Source organism: Serratia sp. NCCP-200, from assembly GCF_059697885.1.
This window is the reverse complement of sequence record NZ_BAAKUJ010000002.1, coordinates 250,536-271,447: the sequence shown is the minus strand read 5'-3', so window position 1 is coordinate 271,447 and position 20,912 is coordinate 250,536. Positions and strand designations below refer to the sequence as shown.

General features: G+C 54.4%; 19 protein-coding genes, 1 pseudogene and 1 other annotated feature. Of the genes and pseudogenes, 7 read left to right on the top strand and 13 right to left on the bottom strand.

Features of this window, described 5'->3' with window-relative positions:
* Nucleotides 1–206 precede the first annotated feature (206 nt).
* The 7 genes and pseudogenes from htpG to AC6HVW_RS06505 form a co-directional block, all read right to left on the bottom strand.
* The gene (htpG, locus tag AC6HVW_RS06535) at nucleotides 207–2,072 is read right to left on the bottom strand and encodes a molecular chaperone HtpG (RefSeq protein ID WP_037375256.1); all 1,866 of its coding nucleotides are present in this window, start codon (nucleotides 2,070–2,072) and stop codon (nucleotides 207–209) included.
* A gap of 142 nt (nucleotides 2,073–2,214) precedes the next feature.
* A complete protein-coding gene (gene recR, locus AC6HVW_RS06530; protein WP_024484410.1) occupies nucleotides 2,215–2,820 on the bottom strand; it encodes a recombination mediator RecR in 606 nt (201 codons plus the stop codon).
* Nucleotides 2,820–3,149, bottom strand: a complete 330-nt coding sequence (locus AC6HVW_RS06525) for a YbaB/EbfC family nucleoid-associated protein (RefSeq protein ID WP_021180123.1) — start codon at nucleotides 3,147–3,149, stop codon at nucleotides 2,820–2,822. The genes recR and AC6HVW_RS06525 overlap by 1 nt, the downstream gene beginning before the upstream one ends.
* 40 nt (nucleotides 3,150–3,189) lie before the next feature.
* Nucleotides 3,190–5,142, bottom strand: a complete 1,953-nt coding sequence (dnaX, locus tag AC6HVW_RS06520; RefSeq protein ID WP_071682999.1) for a DNA polymerase III subunit gamma/tau — start codon at nucleotides 5,140–5,142, stop codon at nucleotides 3,190–3,192.
* Nucleotides 3,793–3,857, bottom strand: a sequence feature (DnaX frameshifting element). Its footprint overlaps the gene before it by 65 nt.
* A 325-nt stretch (nucleotides 5,143–5,467) precedes the next feature.
* Nucleotides 5,468–5,812 (bottom strand): annotated as a pseudogene (locus tag AC6HVW_RS06515) (Rpn family recombination-promoting nuclease/putative transposase); the annotation flags it as partial.
* Nucleotides 5,813–5,854: 42 nt separating this feature from the next.
* A complete protein-coding gene (apt, locus tag AC6HVW_RS06510) occupies nucleotides 5,855–6,406 on the bottom strand; it encodes an adenine phosphoribosyltransferase (RefSeq protein WP_021180126.1) in 552 nt (183 codons plus the stop codon).
* A 147-nt stretch (nucleotides 6,407–6,553) separates the two neighbouring features.
* Nucleotides 6,554–6,934 (bottom strand): DUF454 family protein, encoded by a 381-nt coding sequence (locus tag AC6HVW_RS06505; RefSeq protein WP_021805456.1) that lies wholly within the window; start codon nucleotides 6,932–6,934, stop codon nucleotides 6,554–6,556.
* A 146-nt stretch (nucleotides 6,935–7,080) separates the two neighbouring features.
* Here AC6HVW_RS06505 and priC point away from each other — a divergent pair, with 146 nt between their 5' ends.
* Both priC and rsmS read left to right on the top strand, forming a co-directional pair.
* Entirely contained in the window at nucleotides 7,081–7,617 is a 537-nt protein-coding gene (gene priC, locus AC6HVW_RS06500) for a primosomal replication protein PriC (RefSeq protein WP_021805457.1), read from the top strand.
* Between the two features lie 132 nt (nucleotides 7,618–7,749).
* On the top strand, nucleotides 7,750–7,929 hold the full coding sequence (rsmS, locus tag AC6HVW_RS06495) for a pleiotropic regulatory protein RsmS (RefSeq protein ID WP_021180129.1): 180 nt from the start codon (nucleotides 7,750–7,752) through the stop codon (nucleotides 7,927–7,929).
* Nucleotides 7,930–7,959: 30 nt separating this feature from the next.
* Here rsmS and mscK read toward each other — a convergent pair whose 3' ends face one another.
* The 3 genes from mscK to acrR all read right to left on the bottom strand — a co-directional run bounded on the left by mscK (nucleotide 7,960) and on the right by acrR (nucleotide 12,472).
* Complete coding sequence (gene mscK / locus AC6HVW_RS06490) at nucleotides 7,960–11,352, bottom strand: mechanosensitive channel MscK (protein ID WP_186486958.1); 3,393 nt, start codon at nucleotides 11,350–11,352, stop codon at nucleotides 7,960–7,962.
* A gap of 97 nt (nucleotides 11,353–11,449) precedes the next feature.
* Nucleotides 11,450–11,803 carry a DsrE/DsrF/TusD sulfur relay family protein gene (locus tag AC6HVW_RS06485; RefSeq protein ID WP_071683001.1) on the bottom strand — a complete coding sequence of 118 codons (354 nt, stop codon included), beginning with the start codon at nucleotides 11,801–11,803 and terminating at the stop codon, nucleotides 11,450–11,452.
* A 21-nt stretch (nucleotides 11,804–11,824) separates the two neighbouring features.
* Entirely contained in the window at nucleotides 11,825–12,472 is a 648-nt protein-coding gene (gene acrR / locus AC6HVW_RS06480) for a multidrug efflux transporter transcriptional repressor AcrR (RefSeq protein ID WP_021180132.1), read from the bottom strand.
* A gap of 142 nt (nucleotides 12,473–12,614) precedes the next feature.
* On the opposite strand from acrR, the gene sdeX reads away from it, so the two are divergent.
* The 4 genes from sdeX (at nucleotide 12,615) to ykgO (ending at nucleotide 17,530) form a co-directional block, all read left to right on the top strand.
* Nucleotides 12,615–13,796, top strand: coding sequence for a multidrug efflux RND transporter periplasmic adaptor subunit SdeX (gene sdeX, locus AC6HVW_RS06475; RefSeq protein WP_021180133.1), 1,182 nt, complete (start codon nucleotides 12,615–12,617; stop codon nucleotides 13,794–13,796).
* Nucleotides 13,797–13,813: 17 nt separating this feature from the next.
* Nucleotides 13,814–16,960, top strand: a complete 3,147-nt coding sequence (gene acrB / locus AC6HVW_RS06470; protein ID WP_071683002.1) for a multidrug efflux RND transporter permease subunit AcrB — start codon at nucleotides 13,814–13,816, stop codon at nucleotides 16,958–16,960.
* A gap of 159 nt (nucleotides 16,961–17,119) precedes the next feature.
* Nucleotides 17,120–17,377, top strand: a complete 258-nt coding sequence (locus tag AC6HVW_RS06465; RefSeq protein WP_071683003.1) for a type B 50S ribosomal protein L31 — start codon at nucleotides 17,120–17,122, stop codon at nucleotides 17,375–17,377.
* 12 nt (nucleotides 17,378–17,389) lie between these two features.
* Entirely contained in the window at nucleotides 17,390–17,530 is a 141-nt protein-coding gene (gene ykgO / locus AC6HVW_RS06460; RefSeq protein WP_021805462.1) for a type B 50S ribosomal protein L36, read from the top strand.
* Between the two features lie 107 nt (nucleotides 17,531–17,637).
* On the opposite strand, the gene AC6HVW_RS06455 is transcribed toward ykgO, so the two are convergent.
* Genes AC6HVW_RS06455 through AC6HVW_RS06445 form a run of 3 tightly spaced genes read right to left on the bottom strand, consistent with a single transcriptional unit; the run spans nucleotide 17,638 to nucleotide 20,091 of the window.
* Nucleotides 17,638–18,516, bottom strand: coding sequence for a metal ABC transporter solute-binding protein, Zn/Mn family (locus AC6HVW_RS06455; RefSeq protein ID WP_071683004.1), 879 nt, complete (start codon nucleotides 18,514–18,516; stop codon nucleotides 17,638–17,640).
* 25 nt (nucleotides 18,517–18,541) lie between these two features.
* Nucleotides 18,542–19,399 carry a metal ABC transporter permease gene (locus AC6HVW_RS06450; protein ID WP_497569306.1) on the bottom strand — a complete coding sequence of 286 codons (858 nt, stop codon included), beginning with the start codon at nucleotides 19,397–19,399 and terminating at the stop codon, nucleotides 18,542–18,544.
* Nucleotides 19,399–20,091 carry a metal ABC transporter ATP-binding protein gene (locus tag AC6HVW_RS06445; protein WP_071683065.1) on the bottom strand — a complete coding sequence of 231 codons (693 nt, stop codon included), beginning with the start codon at nucleotides 20,089–20,091 and terminating at the stop codon, nucleotides 19,399–19,401. Before AC6HVW_RS06445 ends, AC6HVW_RS06450 begins: the two co-directional genes overlap by 1 nt.
* Nucleotides 20,092–20,470: 379 nt before the next feature.
* Here AC6HVW_RS06445 and AC6HVW_RS06440 point away from each other — a divergent pair, with 379 nt between their 5' ends.
* Entirely contained in the window at nucleotides 20,471–20,824 is a 354-nt protein-coding gene (locus tag AC6HVW_RS06440) for a hypothetical protein (protein WP_071683066.1), read from the top strand.
* Nucleotides 20,825–20,912 lie beyond the last annotated feature (88 nt).

The following is a 20,912-nucleotide window of genomic DNA, read 5'->3' as shown; positions in this document are numbered from 1 at the left end:
GCCGCGGCCGGAAGTCTATCGGGTTTGAGTTTTTATTAAATTTCGAAAACACTCAACCTTACCATTTCTGAGGGGGGTGGCTCAAGGTAGCGAGAGGAAATCGGTTGCGGAAAGATCGGGCTGAAACGAGGCAAGCAGGAGAAAAATTTGACGGGAATAGAAGATATTACGCCCCAAACCCTAAGGTCTGGGGCGTATTTTGCTGATTAAGCGGACAACAGCTTATTCATGCGGCGGATAAACTGGTTTGGATCTTCCAGCGTACCACGCTCTGCCAGCAGGGCCTGATCCAACAGCAGATCGATCCATTCAGCAAATTGTTCGTTATCGCCCACATCGGATGCGCGTTTGACCAACGCATGCTCAGGGTTCAGCTCGAAGATATACTTCACTTCCGGCGCAGCCTGCCCCGCAGCGGCAAACAGTTTGGCCATCTGGGTGCTCATCTCGTCGGCATCGGTGGTGACGATGGCCGGGGTATCCGTCAGGCGGTGCGTCAGACGCACGTCCTTCACGCGCTCACCCAGCAGCGTCTTGACCCGCTCGATAAACGGCTCCAGCTGCTTTTCGGCTTCTTTTTGCTCTTCGGTTTCATCCGCCAGTTTATCCAGCGCTTCATCCGCTTTGCTGACCGACTGGAACACCTTACCGTCAAACTCGGTCAGGTAGCTCATCATCCACTCATCGATGCGGTCAGACAGCAGCAGGACTTCGATGCCTTTCTTGCGGAACAGCTCCAAGTGCGGGCTGCTCTTGGCAGCGGCATAACTGTCGGCGGTGATGTAGTAAATCTTGTCCTGACCTTCGGTCATGCGGCCAACGTACTCTTCCAGCGAGACGGTTTGCGCCGAGCTGTCATTGTGCGTAGAAGCAAAGCGCAGCAGTTTGGCGATGGCCTCTTTGTTGCCGCCGTCCTCCGCTGGCCCTTCTTTCAGTACCATACCGAACTGCTGCCAGAACTTCTGGTAGGCTTCCGCGTCGTCTTTGGCCAGCTTGTCCAACATCTGCAACACGCGTTTGGTCAGCGCGCCACGCAGGTTTTGGGTAACACGACTGTCCTGCAGGATTTCACGCGAAACGTTCAACGGCAGATCGTTGGAATCGATCAGGCCACGCACAAAGCGCAGGTAGTTCGGCATGAACTGCTCGGCGTCATCCATGATAAACACGCGCTGAACGTACAGCTTCAGGCCGTGTTTATGATCGCGATTCCACATATCCCACGGCGCCTGGGCCGGGATGTACAGCAGGCTGGTGTACTCCTGCTTACCTTCCACCCGGTTGTGGCTCCAGCTCAGCGGATCGGTAAAGTCATGGGCAATGTGCTTGTAGAACTCTTTGTACTCTTCTTCGGTCACGTCGGCTTTGCTGCGAGTCCACAACGCTTGCGCCTTGTTGATTTTCTCCCAGGTGACGGTGCCGTCTTCTTCATTCTTGGTTTCGATCTCTACCGGCAGTGCAATGTGATCGGAATATTTGCCAATCACCGAGCGCAGACGCCAGCCGTCGAGGTATTCGTCTTCGCCTTCACGCAGGTGCAGGGTAATTTCGCTGCCGCGATCGGCCTTGCTGATATCGGCGATGGTGTAATCACCTTCACCGGCAGACTCCCAGTACACCCCTTGATCTTCCGCAGCACCGGCCGCGCGGGTACGTACGGTGACTTTGTCCGCCACGATGAACGCCGAGTAGAAGCCCACGCCGAACTGACCGATCAGTTGGCTGTCTTTCGCCTGGTCGGAGCCGATAGACTCCAGGAAGGCCTTGGTACCCGATTTGGCAATCGTCCCCAGGTTTTCGATCACTTCTTCGCGGCTCATGCCGATGCCGTTATCGGCAATCGTCAGGGTGCGCTTCTCTTTGTCGAAGGACAGACGCACACGCAGCTCGCCATCACCTTCATACAGTTCCGGCTTGGAAAGCGCGCGGAAACGCAGTTTGTCCGCCGCATCGGAGGCGTTGGAGATCAGCTCACGCAGGAAGATTTCTTTATTGGAGTACAGCGAATGGATCATCAAATGAAGCAGTTGTTTGACTTCAGACTGGAACCCACGGGTTTCTTGACCTTTCATACTCATTGATTACCTCAAAGACAGTAATGACCAAATCATGCAATGAGGATCAAATGGGGTTAACTCTGTGGTTTTTCAAGCGACTGGCGGGGAATTTTTTGTCAACGGATTACGGGACAGAGGACTGCCCCGTACAGAATCATCAGAATTTGATCGCGTGGCGTCCGGCCAGGGAGTGCGACAGCGTGGTGCCATCCACCATTTCCAGTTCACCACCCACCGGAACCCCGTGGGCAATGCGGCTGGCAAGTACGCCATATTGGCCACACATCTCGGCGATGTAGTTAGCCGTGGCGTCTCCTTCCACCGTTGGGTTGGTGGCCAGGATCACTTCAGTGATGGTTTCCTTCTCCAGCCGTTGCTCCAGCCGATCCAGGCCGATATCGCCTGGGCCAATGCCGTCTAACGGTGACAGATGGCCCATCAGCACAAAGTAGCGCCCGGCAAACTGGCCGGTCTGCTCGATGGCGTGAATATCCGCCGGGCTCTCCACTACGCAAATCTGGCCGTTTTGCTGGCGGCGTACATTATTGCAGATGGTGCAGGTATCCTGCTCGGTGAAGGTACGGCAATCGGCACAGTGTCCGATCTCCGACATGGCACGGGTCAGCGCCTGTGCCAGCCGCATACCACCGCTGCGATCGCGCTGCAGCAGTTGGAACGCCATACGCTGCGCCGACTTCGGGCCAACGCCCGGCAGGCAGCGCAGTGCCTCCATCAATGATTCAAGGAGCGGGCTGGTTTGCATCAGAACGGCATCTTAAAGCCTGGCGGCAACTGCATCCCGCTGGAAACCGACGCCATCTTCTCTTTCTGGGTTTCTTCGATGCGACGTGCTGCGTCATTGAAAGCGGCAGCGATCAGATCTTCCAGCATCTCTTTGTCGTCTTCCATCAGGCTTGGGTCGATTTCTACTCGGCGGCAGTTATGTGCCCCGTTGATGGTCACTTTCACCAAGCCTGCCCCGGATTCACCCGTCACTTCCAATTTGGCAATTTCTTCCTGCATCTGCTGCATCTTTTCCTGCATTTGCTGGGCTTGCTTCATCAGGTTACCCATACCGCCTTTACCAAACATAGTCGTCTCTCATAGCATTGGCCGCGCACCGTGCGCCGCGTTAAATAGGGCGAATACTCTCTTCATCCAGATCTGCATCGAAGAACCGACGCAGGGTCTGGATATTGGTATCCGCAACGATGGACTGGCGAGCCTGCGCCAGTTTTTCTTCATAAATGGCTTGCCGCCACTCCAGCGGAGTCCGCTCCGCCGAATTATCGTCTTCCACCACGCTGAGTTCAACCGTGCGGCCATGTAACTCACTGAGTGCCTGCGCCAGCGTCTTCTGCGCCGAAGGCGAATTCAGATGACGCTGCGAAGACCGCAGGTGGAGACAAATGCTGTCCGGAGCCAGTTGCTGCTTAAAGGCGTTTAACGCCAGTTGCTGCACCAGTTTCGGTATTTTTAGCTGGTCGATCTCTGCCGCCCAAGGATCGCGCTCGATGGACTCAACCACCAGTTTAGCCGACAGCTCAGGCGTTTTTTCATGTTCGAGCGCAGTGCGCAACGCTTTTGGCGTGGCCAGCGGTTCCGGCGCGGCTTCAGGTTCGGTAAGCGCGCGCCAGCGATAGGCCTCCGGCTTGGCCGACTTCTCCGTCACGATCTTTTCGGCCTGACGCTTCTGGCTGCGTTCGGTTACCGAGGCTAAACGCTCTAGTGCCGAGTTAGCCGGCCGCGCTATTCCTGGCGCCGCCGGCTCATTCTTTTTTGCGGTAGATGCCCCCTGTTGCCGCAGCAACTGGGTTCGCGCTTTAAGTAATTGCGCGGTAGCATCCGGTAAATTGGTTGGTTGAGTATTCTGCGGCGACGCAGCCTGCCCTAAGGGAGGCGGGGCATCCGGATAGGGTGAAGGTGGCGCAACGGCCATATTCCCCTGTGGCTGTGCGGGCGCGATCTGCACCATGGCCACCGGCTCTGGGATCACCGCTTTGGGGTGAAACGCCAGCGCGCGAAGCAGGGTCATCTCAACGCCCATACGGCGATCCGGCGCATAGGCCAGCTCTTTGCGGCCAACCAGCAAGGTTTGATAATAAAGCTGTACGTCCGTTGGCGGCAGGGTACGCGCCAGCTCACGTAACCGCTGCTCAATCGCAGCGTAATGGTTGTCCAGCACCGAGGGCAGCAGTTGCACCATCGCAATGCGGTGCAGCAGCGCCAGCGTCTCCACCAGCAGGTTTTCCCAATCCAGGCCGCGTGACGCTGCCTGGGCGACCTGCGCCATCACTTTTTCACCGTCGGCACTCACCAGGGCTTCCAGGATGGCCAGCGGCTGCTCATCATCCAACGTCCCCAGCATCTGGCTGACGGTGTCGGTCGTCACCTGCCCCTGCCCCATGGCAATCGCCTGGTCGGTCAGGCTGAGGGCATCACGCATACTGCCATCGGCGGCGCGTGCCAACAGCTGCAACGCGCGGGCATCGCTGGTGATGTGCTCTGCCAGCAAGACGGTTTCCAACTGGGTGCGGATTTGTTCCACGTCCATCGCTTTAAGATGGAATTGCAGGCAGCGGGAAAGAATAGTGACCGGCAGCTTCTGCGGATCGGTGGTTGCCAATAGGAACTTGACGTGCGCAGGCGGCTCTTCCAGCGTTTTCAATAACGCATTGAAGCTGTGGCGCGAGAGCATGTGAACTTCATCGATCAGGTAAACCTTGAAACGGCCACGCGCCGGGGCGTATTGCACGTTATCGAGCAGATCGCGAGTATCTTCCACTTTGGTTCTGGAGGCGGCATCGATCTCGATCAGATCGACAAAGCGCCCCTGCTCAATTTCACGGCAGTTATCACATTGGCCACAGGGCGTCGCGGTGATGCCTGTTTCGCAGTTCAAACCTTTGGCCAGCAGCCGCGCAATGGTGGTTTTACCCACGCCGCGCGTGCCGGAGAACAGATAGGCGTGATGGATCCGCCCCAGAGAGAGGCCATTAGCCAGCGCCGTCAGGACATGCTCTTGTCCGACAACCTCTGCAAACGTTTGGGGGCGCCACTTACGGGCAAGAACCTGATAGCTCATTAAGACTTCATCACTGATTTATGGAGTAATTTCAACCCAAGTAGTACATCACAACGTCGAGGACATTGCCATGTGGGCGGCCTGCTGGGTACCGAGGTTGAACCGATACCCTTTATCGTCCGATGGCCACTCACACTTTAGTGTAACAGTACGCCCGCCGTCATTCCTATAACTTTGCATCATGCCTGCCAGACGCGAGCTTGGTGGCCAGTCAATGACAGGAAAACACCTTGGCGAAGGTTAACCACCTGAAAGAATTTATACTGTGTTTGACAGGGAAGAGCTATCGAGTTGAAACGGCCAACGAACGCCAGCCGTTAAAGTTTTAGTGACGAATCTGGGCCAGCTCGTCTTCGGTCAAACCCGTTGCCTCAAGCACGGCCTCACGAGCCATGCCCATTTTGAGTAGGCTACGAGCGACGTCCAGCTTACCTAGCAGAACACCTTCTTCGCGGCCTTCTTCACGTCCTTCTTCAAGCCCAGCTATTCGGCCCTCTTCTCGACCTGCAATTCTGCCTTTCTGCTCCAGCTGTTGTGCGATCGTCATTAGTTCGTCTCCGTGTTCGGGCACTCGTTGTGCCAGCTCGCGTACAAAGGCTTCGGCGTCAGCGGTTTCGCCAGCCTGTACTAAATAGAAGGCAGTAGAGCGCGCGGGGATGTGGCTGTTATACGTCAACCCCGCAGCGAACCACGGGGTTGTCTATCGAAGGTATCAATGCCCGGCGAAGTCGAGCAGGCAGTAGCAATTAATACCCAGATTATTCAGGCGCGTTTCGCCCCCGAGGTCCGGCAGGTTGATGATAAATGCCGCGTCTGTCACTTCGCCACCCAAACGGCGGATCAGCGTGGCGGTGGCTTCGATCGTGCCACCGGTGGCCAGCAAATCGTCAACGACCAGTACTTTGTCGCCAGCAACGATGGCATCGGTGTGAATTTCCAGCTTGTCGGTGCCGTATTCCAGCTCATAGCTTTCGCTCAGCGTCGCACGCGGCAATTTACCCGGTTTGCGTACCGGCACAAAGCCAACGCCCAGCGCCAACGCCACTGGTGCCCCGAACAGGAAACCACGCGCTTCAGTACCCACCACCTTGGTGACGCCCGTATCGCGGTAACGTTCGACCAGCAGTTCAATACTGGAAGCATACGCCAGCGGGTTTTCCAACAGGCTGGTCACATCACGGAACAGAATACCCGGCTTCGGGTAGTCGGGAATGGTTTTGATACTGTCTCTAATATACTGAAGCTGTTGCGCAGTCGCGGTCATAGTTATTGCCTGATAAAACTACCTGATAACTTCCACACAGGCCTGCAACCACCACGCTTTGAACAAAAAAACGTCGGGAGGAAACCTGCGCACGAAAACGCCCAAATCTATGCAAAAAGGCGGATAAATGCAACTGACGCCGCACGATCAGCGTTGTTTTTGTTGCGGCAGGTCAATAACTGGCAGCCGGAGCATAAAGGTCAGCAAAATAACCAGGATCGCCAGCAGTACACCTCGCACCCACCAAAGGTTCACCAACCAGAGGGAAGCGGCAAACGTCACTACAATAACCAGCACCGCTTTCCACTTGGCTCCGGGCGGTAACGCCTTATGCTGTTGCCAATGGCGCAAATAAGAACCGAACCAGGACCGATACAGCAACCAATGATGAAACCGCGGTGAAGAACGTGCAAAGCACCAGGCAGCCAACAACAGAAACGGGGTCGTTGGCAGCAGTGGCAGCACCACGCCCAACGTTGCCAGCACCACGGCTAACCAACCCAGTATAATCAACAACCAACGAGTCATGCCTGTCCTTACCTATCATGATGGCCCGTTTACTGTAGCATCCTTGGCCATAATGCTGCCAGTTGGCGGCTTTATCCATCCGAAGCTTGTCTGATCTCTCTTTCACGGGCAAGCTTAGGTACTTACTGCCTATCGAAGGATCTCACGTGACTACGCACCGCTTATTACAGGCGCTTGAACAACAGATCGCCACCCTGGCCAGCGAAATCCAACCGCGAGGTGATACTCCGATCTCGCAGGCGCGGTTTGACGTTGCCCTGTTCTCCAACCACGGCACGCGGTTACGAGATTATCTGGCCGAGATACAAAAGAACTTTGCCCAGCTACAAACGGCGGTCAAAGACAACCGTACCGCTCACGTCGCCTTTCTGGCAGAAAAGCTGGTGGCACAGCTCACCGCGTTACAACGCGAAATGGCGACCCAAACGATACGGCGTAAAAATCAGCCGAAGGAAGTGGCGGTGGTCGATTTGTACCATAAACTCGCCGAACATCAGGATTATGAACGCCGCCTGATCGCCATGATCCAGGACCGCGAAAGTCTGTTAGGGCAACAAACCACCTTCGCCGCGCAGAAGAAATTACAACAGGAACTGGCCGCATTCGAGGGCAGATTAGTGCGTTGTCGGCAAGCGTTGGCGCGCATAGAGCGCAGTATTGAGCGAAAAGAAAACGGTTTTTGAATATTTGTCACAATATTTTAATGATTATTCCCCTCCCCGCGCCAGGTTCACTATACTCAGCCAAAGCACAATCTCGTCTCTCCTGCGTTTAAAACACGGGAAGATCCCTTTACTCACACCAACGTTGGACTTATGTCGCTAGAGAATGCCTCCCCAGAATTACAACTGGCGGTAGACTTGATTTACCTGCTGGAATGCAACGAGATCGATCCGGCAACGGCGCTGGCCGCGCTGGACATTGTCAGAAAAGACTATCAGGAAAAGATGCAGCGTGCAGGCATCACCTCACCGTATTTGCCCGCGGGCCAATGATCATGGCCCGCTAGCGTTATCATCAGGTTCCTACACCGCAGGTTGATCACCGATGCCTGGAACCTGCGCCCGCTTGACCTCCTGCACTTCGTTGCCCTGCTGGTTATGCAGGTACACTTCCAACTGGTTGAAGGCGATATTAATGTCGTTCTCACGGCATAGGCGGTCAATCGCCCGGTTCAGTTCATCCACGGTATAGCTGCGATCGCGCAGCTCACGCACGTACAACCGTAGCTCATGATCCAGCGTGCTGGCACCAAAGTTGAGGAAAAAGACCATCGGCTCAGGATCCGTCATCACGCGCGGGTTTTCATGCGCCGCTTGCAACAGCACCGCCTTGACCTTGTCCAGATCGGAGCCATAGGCCACTCCCACTTTAATCAGCACGCGAGTAATGGTGTCTGACAGTGACCAGTTAATCAGCCGCTCGGTGACAAACGCTTTGTTGGGAATGATCACTTCTTTGCGGTCAAAGTCCGTAATGGTGGTCGCACGAATACGGATCTTGCTGACCGTCCCGGAGTACGTGCCGATGGTGATGGTATCGCCGATCCGCACCGGGCGTTCAAACAGGATGATCAAGCCGGAAACGAAGTTGGCAAAAATTTCCTGCAAACCGAAGCCCAAACCTACCGACAGCGCCGCCACCAGCCACTGGAGTTTGTCCCAAGAGACGCCCAGCGATCCTAACGCGGTGATGGTCCCCACCGCCGTGATCAGATAGGTCAGAATAGTGGTAATGGCGTAAGACGCCCCCTGTCGCAACTGCAGGCGGGATAACACCAGCACTTCCAGCAACCCCGGCAGGTTGCGCGTCATGACGTAAGCGACGATCACCGCCAGGACGGCCACCATCATATTGCCCAACGTTACCGCCTGCGGTATCACACTGCCCGCCACGTTGCTGGAGTAATGCCATAGGGTAACGCTGTCGAGGTAGGAGATCACCGTGACCAGATCCGACCATATCGCATAAAACGCACTGGCGAAGATCAGAAACAGCACCATGGTGGTCAAACGCAGCGACTGCTGGTTGATTTGATCCAGCGCCAGTGGGGGTTCCTCTACCGGCTCGTTACCTTCGGCTCCCTCTTTCTCTTTGGCCTGGTTTTGGCGGCGCGCAAGGGCACGGCGATAGGCCAACCGACGCGCGGCTACACTCAGGCCACGGATCGCTGCCAGATAAACGATAATCCACAGGAAGTACAGATACAGGCTATCGATCCAACGGCCAGCCAAACGTAACGTGGTATAGAAGTAACCGGCAAACATCAGCCCTAGCAGGATCACCGGTGTGGCAGCCAGCGCGGTGACCATCAGCAACCGCACTTTATGGGAGTCTTTTTCACGCCAATGGTCGCGGCAGATGGGGAACACCAGTACCGCTAATAGCGCCAATGTCAGGATCACTACCACCTGGCCAATAACATCTTCTACCAATCTCAGCGGGGCTTTTTCGCCCAGCACTGACCAGAAGATCAGTGGTAACAGGGCAAGTCCCAACCTGAAGGTCTGTCGGCGATAGTGCGCACAGCGATCGGCCGGGATATTAAAATGTCGCTGCGAGATACCTCCGGGGGCCAGCATGCGGAAGGTGAAGCCAAATACCAGCCAGAACAGCGCCAGCTGTTGTGATAGGGCCCAGATAAAGCCGCTGATGCTGAAATCGGCCCGATAGAACCAGAACCCGGCACCGAGCAGCAGTAAAGAACCCGGTAACACCTTTAATAAGGTGAGCAGAATGGCTTTCGGCGTATGCAGTTGGCTATCGCGCTTTAGCTGGCCGACATCGTTGGCCAACTTTTGCAGATGCCTGTCAATCAGGCGGTAGCGCCAGCGCAGTAGGCCAATCACTACCAGCAATGGGATCAGGAACACCAGAGCATGCAGCCCGCCCAACAGCAGTTGTCCGGGTTCGAATTTAAAATCCAGCCCGGCCAGTTGTTCTTTCACCGCACCAGGCAGCCCCTTGAGCCAAGCGAAATCGATAGGCTTGTTGCTGTTAACCCAGAAAATCTGCTGGGTCAGCGTGTCCTGTACCGAGTTATAAACGCTGGTCAGTTGCTGCTGATTAATCTGCAGGTTGATGGCCAGCGACAGTTGGTTATTGAGCTGTTTATTCAGTTGATCGAGCAGCTCACGACGCATGTCGACAATCTCATTCAACGCGTCAAGCACGTCGCCGTTGGCCTTTTCCTTACTGTCCGCCACCAGCTTATTGATGAAGTCATCGCCCTTGAACAGCTCATCGCGCTGCTGGTTGATCTCAAACTGCTCCAACCGTAAATCCGCGATCTGGGTGCTCATGTCCGCCACCAATGTGCCCGGCGGCAGGTTTTGCTGCTGCTGATAAAGAATGCGCGATAACACCAGGCTGCCCTTCAGCACCTGGATCTGCTCTTTCAGGTTTTGTTCCGATTGCAGGCCACGATCGAGCCAGTTTTTCACCTGAATATTTTGCTGGAACAGGGTATTACTTTCTTGCGTGGCGGTGATCAGCCGCTGGCTGATTTGCCGGTTGATGTTCAGCTCTTTGCTCACCAGTTTGTCGCTCTGGATATCGCTGGCATCCTCCGGATTCTGCGCCTCTTTCGCCGTTTTTTCCGACAGCGTCAGCCGTTTGCTGTTTACCACATCCTGCAACACCTGCACTCGGTGATCCAGGGCATCGATGTTCATGGTGGTGTAATCGCGCTGCTTCTGGAGCAGGTCTTGTAACGTAGTGTTGGCATCCAGGCTTCTGCGTTGCAGGTCTATCTCAGCATTGAGCAACACCTGCTCCGTATTGAGCATGACCTGCTGGGTGCTGCGTAATACCTGCTGCCCCGGTGCGCGATCGCTTAGCAGGTTACGGATTTCCTGCAGGCGCTGGGAAGCCGTGTACATACTGCTCTGTACGCGCTCTGGCTGGGTCTGCAGTGAGATAAGCTGGCTGTTGTAGGTGGAGAGGCTTTCCTGGGTGTCCTGCAGTTCGTCCAACGTCTGATACAGGCGGCTTTCCAACTGACGCAGTGAAAGCGGTAGCAGTTCGGCTCGCGTCACCGCTTCATCAGCCGGATTTTTCAGCGACTCCAGTTCCCGTGTGACCTGTTGTAACTTGGCCGGGGCCTGCTGAACCTGCTGTTTAAGCTGATTGACCTCTTGCTTGATACGATCGATGCCGTCAAGCAGTTCCAGCGTGCGATTTAAGTCCTGTAGAGAGAGCTTTTCGACCGGCGTCAGGTTTTTCTGTTTGTTCAGCGCCTCTATCTGGCTCTGAATGTCACTGCGCGCAGGGAGGTCGCCGCTCTGTGCCGCGAACGCGCCCAAAGGCAGAACCAGCGCCGCCAACAACAAAAACCATAGCGTAATAATGCGGAATTGGCCCGCAGCGTAAGACAGGGAAACAGTTTGTACTACGGGGAGAATACGCCTGCGACTCATGATTTAGCGTCGGTTTAACCATCAAGCGTCAAGGTTATCACGATCGCAGGTCGGCGATGAATAAGAAAAGCATTGCAGTTAATGAACCACAAGAGGATCAGAAAGTCAGCACCTTCTCCGCCGCCAGCGTCCACTGGGCCAATTCCACCAGCGTGCCAATTTCTACGCCATCGGCCAGCTTCAGTTGGCTGACGCCACGGGCATCGGCACAGGTTTTACACAGTTTGACCGGAACCTGCTGCGCCGTCAGAATCTCCAGCATCTGCTGCAGATGATAACCTTCACGCGGCTGCTGCCCGGCAATGCCCGCCACGACCGCATCGGACATCAGAAACAGTTTTAACTGCAGCGCGGGCTGCTGTTCTTTCAGGGTGATCGCCAGACGTAGCGCATTGAACAACGATTCATGGCCATAAGCCGCACCGTTGGCAATCAGTAACAGAGATGACATTTGGATTCTCCTTATCGAGGTCTACCGGGCTGGCGCGTTCACACGTAAAGAAGGGCTAAGCTGCGCCATTTCTAGGAAGCTATCGACCAAGATACTCGCCTCGGCTTTGAGATCAAAGCTTTCCGGCATAAACAGCCAGTTCTCCATCAGGCCGGTGATGTATGCACGCAGGATGATTGCGGCCCGGCGGGTATGCAGATCCGCAGGGAGTTGCCCGTGATCCATACTATTGCGTAAAACGCGTTCGATACGATCATAGCCTTCAAGGTAAAGCACCTTGCGAGCATCATGTAACGGCATCATTTCACCAATAAATTCGCATTTATGGAACACGATCTCCATCAATGCCCGGCGCCGACAGTCATCGACCGTAGCGGTCAGAATATAAATCAGAATCTCTCTTAAAATACGCAGTGGATTATCGGGATACTTTGCCTGATACTCTATCTCCAGGTCGCCTATTTTCGACTCTGAAAGCTCCCAAACTTCATTAAACAGGTCTACCTTGTTCTTGAAGTGCCAGTAAATTGCACCACGTGTCACCCCTGCAGCGGTGGCGATATCTGTCAGTGAGGTTGCTGATACGCCACGTTCAGAGAATTCCCTCACCGCAGCGTCAAGGATCTGCTGTCGTGTTTCTTGCGCCTGCTGTTTGGTTTTTCGTGCCATGCTGTTGTTTTTTACAGGGAGTGTGATTTACATACATTCGCGAATGTATGTACCATAGCACGCAGATAAAATTAACGCAGCAATGGGTTTTAAAGCTTGTGATCCATTGATCAATTTGAAATCGGACACTTGAGGTTTTTCTATGAACAAAAACAGAGGGTTAACGCCTCTGGCGGCAGTTCTGATGCTTTCAGGCAGCTTAGTGCTTACAGGATGTAATGATAAAGAAACCCAGCAACAGGCCCAACACCAGGCTCCTGCCGTGGGTGTGGTGACGTTGAAGGCTGAACCTCTCAATATTACTACCGATCTTCCTGGTCGTACCGCAGCATACCGCATCGCCGAAGTTCGCCCTCAGGTTAGTGGCATCATCCTGAAACGCAACTTTACTGAAGGCAGCGACATCAAGGCGGGTGTTTCACTGTATCAAATCGATCCAGCGACCTATCAAGCCGCTTATGACAGTGCCAAAGGCGACCTGGCCAAAGCCCAGGCCGCGGCAGAAATCGCGCGTCTGACGGTCAACCGTTACAAGCCTTTACTGGGTACTAGCTACATCAGTAAGCAAGACTTCGATAATGCCAACTCCACCCTGCTGCAGGCTAACGCTTCCGTGATCGCTGCCAAGGCCGCAGTGGAAACCGCGCGTATCAACCTGGCTTACACCAAAGTGACTTCCCCAATCTCTGGTCGTATCGGTCTTTCATCGGTAACCGAAGGGGCGCTGGTGACTTCCGGTCAGGCCAATGCGCTGGCTACCGTGCAACAACTGGATCCGATGTATGTCGACGTGACCCAGTCAAGCAACGACTATCTGCGCCTGAAACAGGAATTGGCTAACGGCACCCTGAAACAGGAAAACGGCAAGGCCAAAGTGAAACTGCTGCTGGAAAACGGCCAGGCATATGCGCAAGAAGGTACGCTTGAATTCTCCGACGTGACCGTTGATGAAACCACCGGTTCCATCACTATTCGTGCCATCTTCCCTAACCCGAACGATGCCTTGCTGCCAGGTATGTTCGTGCGCGCCCGTCTGGACGAAGGCGTGCGTACCGATGCCTTGCTGGTTCCGCAACAGGGTGTCACCCGTAACCCGCGTGGCGAAGCTACCGCGATGGTTGTAGGTGCGGACGATAAAGTGGAAGTGCGTACGCTGACCGCCGCGCAGGCGATTGGCGACAAGTGGTTGGTGACGGCTGGTTTGAAACCGGGCGATCGCGTCATTGTTTCTGGCCTGCAGAAAATCAGACCTGGCGTTCAGGTGAAAGCGCAAGAAGTTGATAGCAAGCCACAGACTGCGTCTGAACCCGAGAAGAAGTCATAAAAAGGAGCCGGTAATACATGGCTAAGTTCTTTATAGATCGCCCCATATTTGCATGGGTAATCGCCATCATCATTATGTTGGCGGGCATCTTGTCGATCATGAAGCTGCCTATCGCGCAATATCCGACCATTGCGCCACCAGCAGTCACGATCTCCGCCAACTACCCGGGCGCTGACGCCAAAACGGTGCAGGATACCGTGACGCAGGTTATCGAACAGAATATGAACGGTATCGATAACCTACTGTACATGTCCTCCAACAGTGACTCGTCCGGTAACGTCCAGATTACGTTGACCTTCAACTCTGGTACTGACCCTGATATCGCTCAGGTACAGGTACAGAACAAGCTGCAGCTGGCAATGCCGCTGCTGCCACAAGAAGTACAGCAACAGGGCGTTAGCGTTGAGAAGTCAAGCAGCAGCTTCCTGATGGTCGCGGGCTTTATTTCCGAAGATGGCAGCATGACGCAAGAGGATATCGCGGACTATGTAGGTTCCAACATCAAGGATCCTATCAGCCGTACCTCTGGTGTGGGTGACGTTCAACTGTTCGGTGCCCAGTACGCGATGCGTATCTGGCTTGATCCCAACAAACTGAACAACTACCAACTGACCCCGGGCGATGTTATCGCTGCGATCAAGGTTCAGAACAACCAGGTTGCTGCAGGCCAGCTCGGTGGGACTCCACCGGTGAAAGGCCAACAGCTGAACGCCTCGATCATCGCGCAAACCCGCCTGACCTCACCGGAAGAATTCAGCAAGATCCAGCTGAAAGTCAACCCGGACGGCTCGCAGGTACGCCTGAGTGATGTGGCCAAGGTTGAACTGGGCGGTGAGAGCTACAACGTCATTGCCCGTTATAACGGTAAGCCTGCTGCCGGTATCGGTATCAAGCTGGCAACCGGTGCCAACGCCCTGAACACGGCGGCAGAAGTCAAGGCAGAACTGGCCAAACTGGAACCGTTCTTCCCTGCAAGTCTGAAAGTTGTTTACCCTTATGACACCACCCCATTCGTTAAGATTTCCATTAACGAAGTGGTAAAAACCCTGATTGAAGCGATCATCCTGGTGTTCCTGGTGATGTATCTGTTCCTGCAGAACTTCCGCGCTACGCTGATCCCAACGATCGCCGTGCCGGTAGTATTGCTGGGGACGTTCGCCATCCTGGCAATGTTTGGCTTCTCGATAAACACCCTGACGATGTTCGGCATGGTGTTGGCGATAGGCCTGCTGGTGGATGACGCCATCGTGGTGGTAGAAAACGTCGAGCGTGTCATGGCTGAAGAAGGCCTGCCGCCAAAAGAAGCCACCAAGAAATCGATGGAACAGATCCAGGGCGCATTGGTGGGTATCGCCATGGTGCTGTCAGCGGTATTTATCCCGATGGCCTTCTTCGGTGGGTCAACCGGGGCAATCTATCGCCAGTTCTCGATTACCATCGTTTCCGCCATGGTGCTGTCGGTATTGGTGGCGTTGATCCTGACGCCAGCGCTGTGTGCCACCATGCTCAAACCGATCCCGAAAGGCGATCACGGCATCAAGACCGGCTTCTTCGGCTGGTTCAACCGCCTGTTTGAAAAGAGCACCCACCATTATACCGATAGCGTAGCGAACATTTTGCGTAGCACCGGGCGTTATCTGGTGATCTACCTGCTGATCGTGGTTGGTATGGCGGTGCTGTTCATGCGCTTGCCTTCCTCGTTCCTGCCGGACGAAGACCAGGGCATCCTGCTGACCATGGTGCAAATGCCAGCGGGTGCCACTCAGGAACGTACCCAGAAAGTCCTGGACGAAGTTAACCGTTACTACCACGAGAAAGAAGGCGACAACATTAACTCGGTGTTCACCGTTAATGGCTTCGGCTTCAGCGGCCAGGGTCAGAACACCGGTTTGGCGTTTGTCAGCCTGAAAGACTGGTCTGAGCGTAAAGGTGAAGAGAACAAGGTGCCGGCAATTGCTGCCCGTGCAATGGGAGCTTTCTCGCAGATTAAAGACGGCTTGGTATTTGCCTTTAACCTGCCAGCGATTGTGGAACTGGGGACGGCGACCGGCTTCGACTTCCAGTTGATCGATCAGGCTAACCTGGGTCACGAAAAACTGACAGCAGCACGTAACCAGCTGTTGGGCATGGCGGCAGAGCATCCTGATTTGCTGGTCGGCGTACGCCCGAACGGCTTGGAAGACACGCCTCAGTTCAAACTGATCGTCGATCAGGAGAAAGCACAGACGCTGGGTGTTTCCCTGAGCGATATTAATACCACTCTCGGCACCGCACTGGGCGGCTCGTATGTGAACGACTTTATCGACCGCGGTCGTGTGAAGAAAGTGTACGTACAGGCTGATGCTCCGTTCCGTATGCTGCCTGATGATATCAATAACTGGTATGTGCGAGGTAGCACCGGGCAGATGGTTCCGTTCTCCGCCTTCTCCACGGCGAAATGGGAGTACGGTTCACCGCGTCTGGAACGTTACAACGGTCTGCCATCAATGGAAATCCTTGGCCAGGCTGCCCCGGGTAAGAGTACCGGTGAAGCGATGGACATGATGGAAGAGTTAGCGGCGAAACTGCCAAACGGCGTCGGCTATGACTGGACCGGTATGTCCTATCAGGAACGTCTGTCCGGTAACCAGGCTCCGTCACTGTACGCCATCTCACTGATCGTGGTGTTCCTGTGTCTGGCTGCTCTGTATGAGAGCTGGTCGATTCCGTTCTCCGTTATGTTGGTTGTGCCACTGGGCGTCATCGGTGCCCTGTTGGCCGCGACCATGCGCGGGCTGGAAAATGACGTTTACTTCCAGGTAGGCCTGTTGACAACCATTGGGTTGTCGGCGAAGAACGCGATATTGATCGTGGAATTCGCCAAGGACCTGATGGATAAAGAAGGTAAAGGGCTGATCGAATCAACGTTGGAAGCGGTACGTATGCGTCTGCGTCCAATCCTGATGACGTCACTGGCCTTTATCCTCGGGGTTATGCCGCTGGTTATCAGCAGCGGCGCAGGCTCCGGCGCTCAGAACGCGGTAGGTACCGGCGTAATGGGTGGGATGGTGACAGCTACCGTCTTGGCTATCTTCTTCGTACCGGTGTTCTTCGTGGTGGTTCGCCGCCGCTTCAGTAAAAAGACTGAAGATCTGGAACATGCCCATCCGGTGAAGCATCACTGATGTTTTCCTACTGACAACCAAGGCCGCGCAAGCGGCCTTTTTTATGCCTGCCAGTTAGCCAATAGGCTCAGCGCTGATTAACGTTATTTTGGGGGTTGATCCCGATCCCAGAGAGGTGCATAATAAATGTTATAGTATAACATAACAATTGAGGTCATCATGAAGGCAGGCATCCATCCAGACTACCGCACCGTGGTATTTCACGATCTCAGCGCCGATACCTTCTTCAAGGTGGGGTCGACCATCAAAACCGATCGCACTATCGAGCTTGAGGGTAAAAGCTGGCCCTACGTCACCATAGATGTCTCTTCCGCTTCGCATCCGTACTACACCGGCAAGCAGAAAGAGTTCTCAAAAGAAGGCAGCACCGCGCGCTTCCAGCAGCGGTTTGGCCATTTGGTTAACAGCAGAAAATAATCGGGGTTGATGATGCAAGTATTGAGTTCACTGCGTTCGGCGAAGGGTCGCCATCCGGATTGCAAAGTTGTGCGCCGTCATGGCCGCGTCTTTGTGATTTGTAAGTCCAACCCGCGTTATAAAGCGGTACAGGGACGTAAGAAGAAGCGTTAAGCCAAAGTGTCACTGGTAGCCAAAGCCCCGTTGCTGCTCAACGGGGCTTTTTTATTGCCAAATGCCACTGCAAAGGGAAACCCCACCGCATGCGGTGGGGATAAAACTTACTTCATGCTGCCAACAATGGCCTCGACGTTGTGTTTGAATGCCTGCACATAGCTGGCTGCCGGGCCTTGCGGTTTGGATAGTGCTTCAGGATACAGTTCACCTCCCGCTTTTGCCCCCGTTGCTGCCGCGATCTGCTGCACCAAGCGCGGATCCGTTTGGTTCTCAATAAAGTAGGCATGAACCTTTTCCTGCCTGATCTGCTTGATCAACTCGGCGACATCGCTGGCGCTGGCTTCAGCCTCGGTAGAAAAACCGACCGGGGCAAGGAAGGTGACGCCGTATTCTTGGCCAAAATAACCGAAAGCATCATGGCTGGTCAGCACCTTGCGTTTTTGCTGTGGCACCGCCGCGAACTGTGCTTTGGTCCAACTATCGAGCTGCTGAAGCTGTTGAATATATTCACCACCACGTTGGCGGAAATAGGCGGCATCGTCAGGATCCGCAGCGATCAGCGCATTCATCACGTTGGTCGCATACTGCACGCCATTGTTCATACTGTTCCAGGCGTGTGGATCGGTGACCTGTTTGCCCTCTTCTTCCATGCTGCGCGACTCGATCCCTTTGGATGCGGTGATCACCGACCCCTGATAACCGGAAGCCTTCACCAACCGATCGATCCAACCTTCAAGCCCCAATCCGCTGACAAACACCACATCGGCCTGCGCCAGCTGCTTGCTGTCTTGCGGCGATGGCTCAAAACTGTGCGGATCGCCATCAGGGCCAACCAGCGTGCTGACCTTCACATGTTCACCCCCCACCTGTTTGACGATATCGCCAAGAATAGAAAAGCTGGCCACGGCCTCAACGGTTTTCGCCTGCGCTAACGGGCTGGCGAGCAGAGCAGCTGCCACCAGCGTTATGGGTAAAGATTTCATGTTTTCTCCTTGCAGATAGCACTTCTCAATGACGCGCACGGCGCAACATCCCGCCACGCATCCCAAACAAAATCGACATTAAAAACATCACGCTGGCACTGAGGACAATCGCCGGGCCTGCGGGCAATGAAGCGTAGTAGGACCACTCCAGACCAACCAGGCTGGCGAGCAACCCAATCCCCATAGCCACGGCTAATGTCTGCGGTAAATCTCGCGCCCAGAACCGGGCGCAGGTCGCCGGTAGCATCATCAGCCCCACCGACATCAGGGTGCCAAGGATTTGAAAACCGGCCACTAGGTTGATCACCACCAAAGCAAGAAAAAGCCCGTGGATCCACGCCAGCGAGCCTGGTGCACTGACGCGTAAAAAAGTGCTGTCAAAGGATTCAATCACCAGAGCCCGATACAGCACTGCCAGCATCATCAGCGAAATACTGGCGATAATGCCTACCATAACCAGCGCCTGCGCATCCACCGCCAGGATCGAGCCAAACAGTACGTGCAGCAGATCAACGCTCGATCCGCGTAAAGAGACCAGCGTGACGCCCAACGCCAGCGACCCCAGATAGAAACCCGCAAAGCTGGCGTCCTCTTTTAACGGGGTTTTGCGGCTCACCAGCCCGGACAGCATGGCTACGGCCAACCCGGCAATAAATCCCCCTACGCCCATGGCTACCAGTGACATGCCAGAAATCAGATAGCCGATTGCTGCACCGGGTAATACCGCATGGGAAAGCGCATCACCCACCAGGCTCATCCGGCGCAGCAATAAAAACACGCCTAGTGGTGCAGCGCTCAGCGATATTGCCAGGCAGGCAACCAATGCTCGGCGCATAAAACCAAAAGAGACAAAAGGATCGAGCAGCAGATGGAGTAGCGTCATTACGCGGCCCCCCTCTGATTAGCCGCCGTCGAATAATGCGCTAACACGCGCTCGGCGTTATCCCAATGGCAGAGTTCAGGGGTGAGCAACAACGCTTCGGGGAAATGGTTGGCTACGGTAGACATATCGTGCAATACGGCAATCACCGTCCTTCCCTGCCGGTGTAACTGCGCAATGACCTGCAGCAAAAGTTGAGTGGTTGCCGCATCGATGCCGGTGAAGGGCTCATCCAATAAAATTAGTGACGCTTGCTGGACCAGTAAACGGGCAAATAGTACGCGTTGCAGCTGCCCACCGGATAACTCCCCTACCGCCTCACGCGCCATGGAACTCATGCCCACGGTGTCCAACGCACCTGCAATTTGCTGCATGGAGCGTTTATTCACACCGCCAAACAGGCCGCTTTGCGGCCAGCAGCCCATAGCGACCAAATCCTGAACCAGAATAGGAAATTGACGATCCAACTCCGCCAGTTGTGGCAAATAGGCCATCGCCGGAGCCTTCCCGCCCGCAAAATGTAGCTTGCCGCCCAGCAGTGGGTGCAACCCGGCCAACGACTTCATCAACGTAGATTTGCCGGCGCCGTTAACGCCAATCACCGCCGTTAATGAACCGGCGGCAAAACGACCGCATAACGGCGGAAACAGAGGGGTGTGGTCATAACCCACGATGGCATTTTGCAGCGTTATCATGGCAGCGCAACCGCCCACGCAATGGCTAGCCATAGTAAGGTCAGCAATACGCTAACAGCTCCGCAGCGCAAGATTGCGGCTGAGGTAAACAGGGTAACGGGAAGGAAAGGCAGCATGGTTATCGCCAAAAAGATTATACAAATGTAATAATATAACATCACACAATCTAGAGATCCTCAAGTCGTTCAAGTGCCAATAATGCAACGGAACGTAACATTTCCAGGCTATCGAGCCGATGCTGCTGGGTGAGCGGCAGAACTATCGAGCGGTAAAAATCTCAAAGCTGGGTAAAAAAGCGTTAATCAGTGAAAAGTTTGCCCATCAAGGCTGGAAAAGGAGTAAGATAAAGGCATAGAATGTGATACAACCAGATATCCAAATGCTAGTAACGCTAAGCCGTTGTTCCGAAGTAGACACACTTTCTGTGAAACAATTAAGGAAAGTGGTCGATAATCAATTATCTGACTTGGTACCGGTGCTCACCAGTGGGCTAAGCTTTTACTCCGAGAATGCACGCTATGTGGAAGGCTCATTAGAAATTATTGAGATTAACTGCATCGGTAATAGCGAGTATTCAATGAGTTACCGCTATCAGTGGTCGATTTTTAACGCATGCCTGGATATCAGTGGTGACGAATACATAAATGATTCTGTCACTTTTAGCGTGACGGAAAAGGGTTTGGTGTTTGAGGTTATCGACAACTCACGGCCATCAACCTCTGACGAATTGTAAGTTTCGGTAATAGTAACAAGCTAGATGGCAAAAAATGATTTATATTTAATATGCTGAAAGTTTATTAAGCCTGAGCTAAGCTTTACAG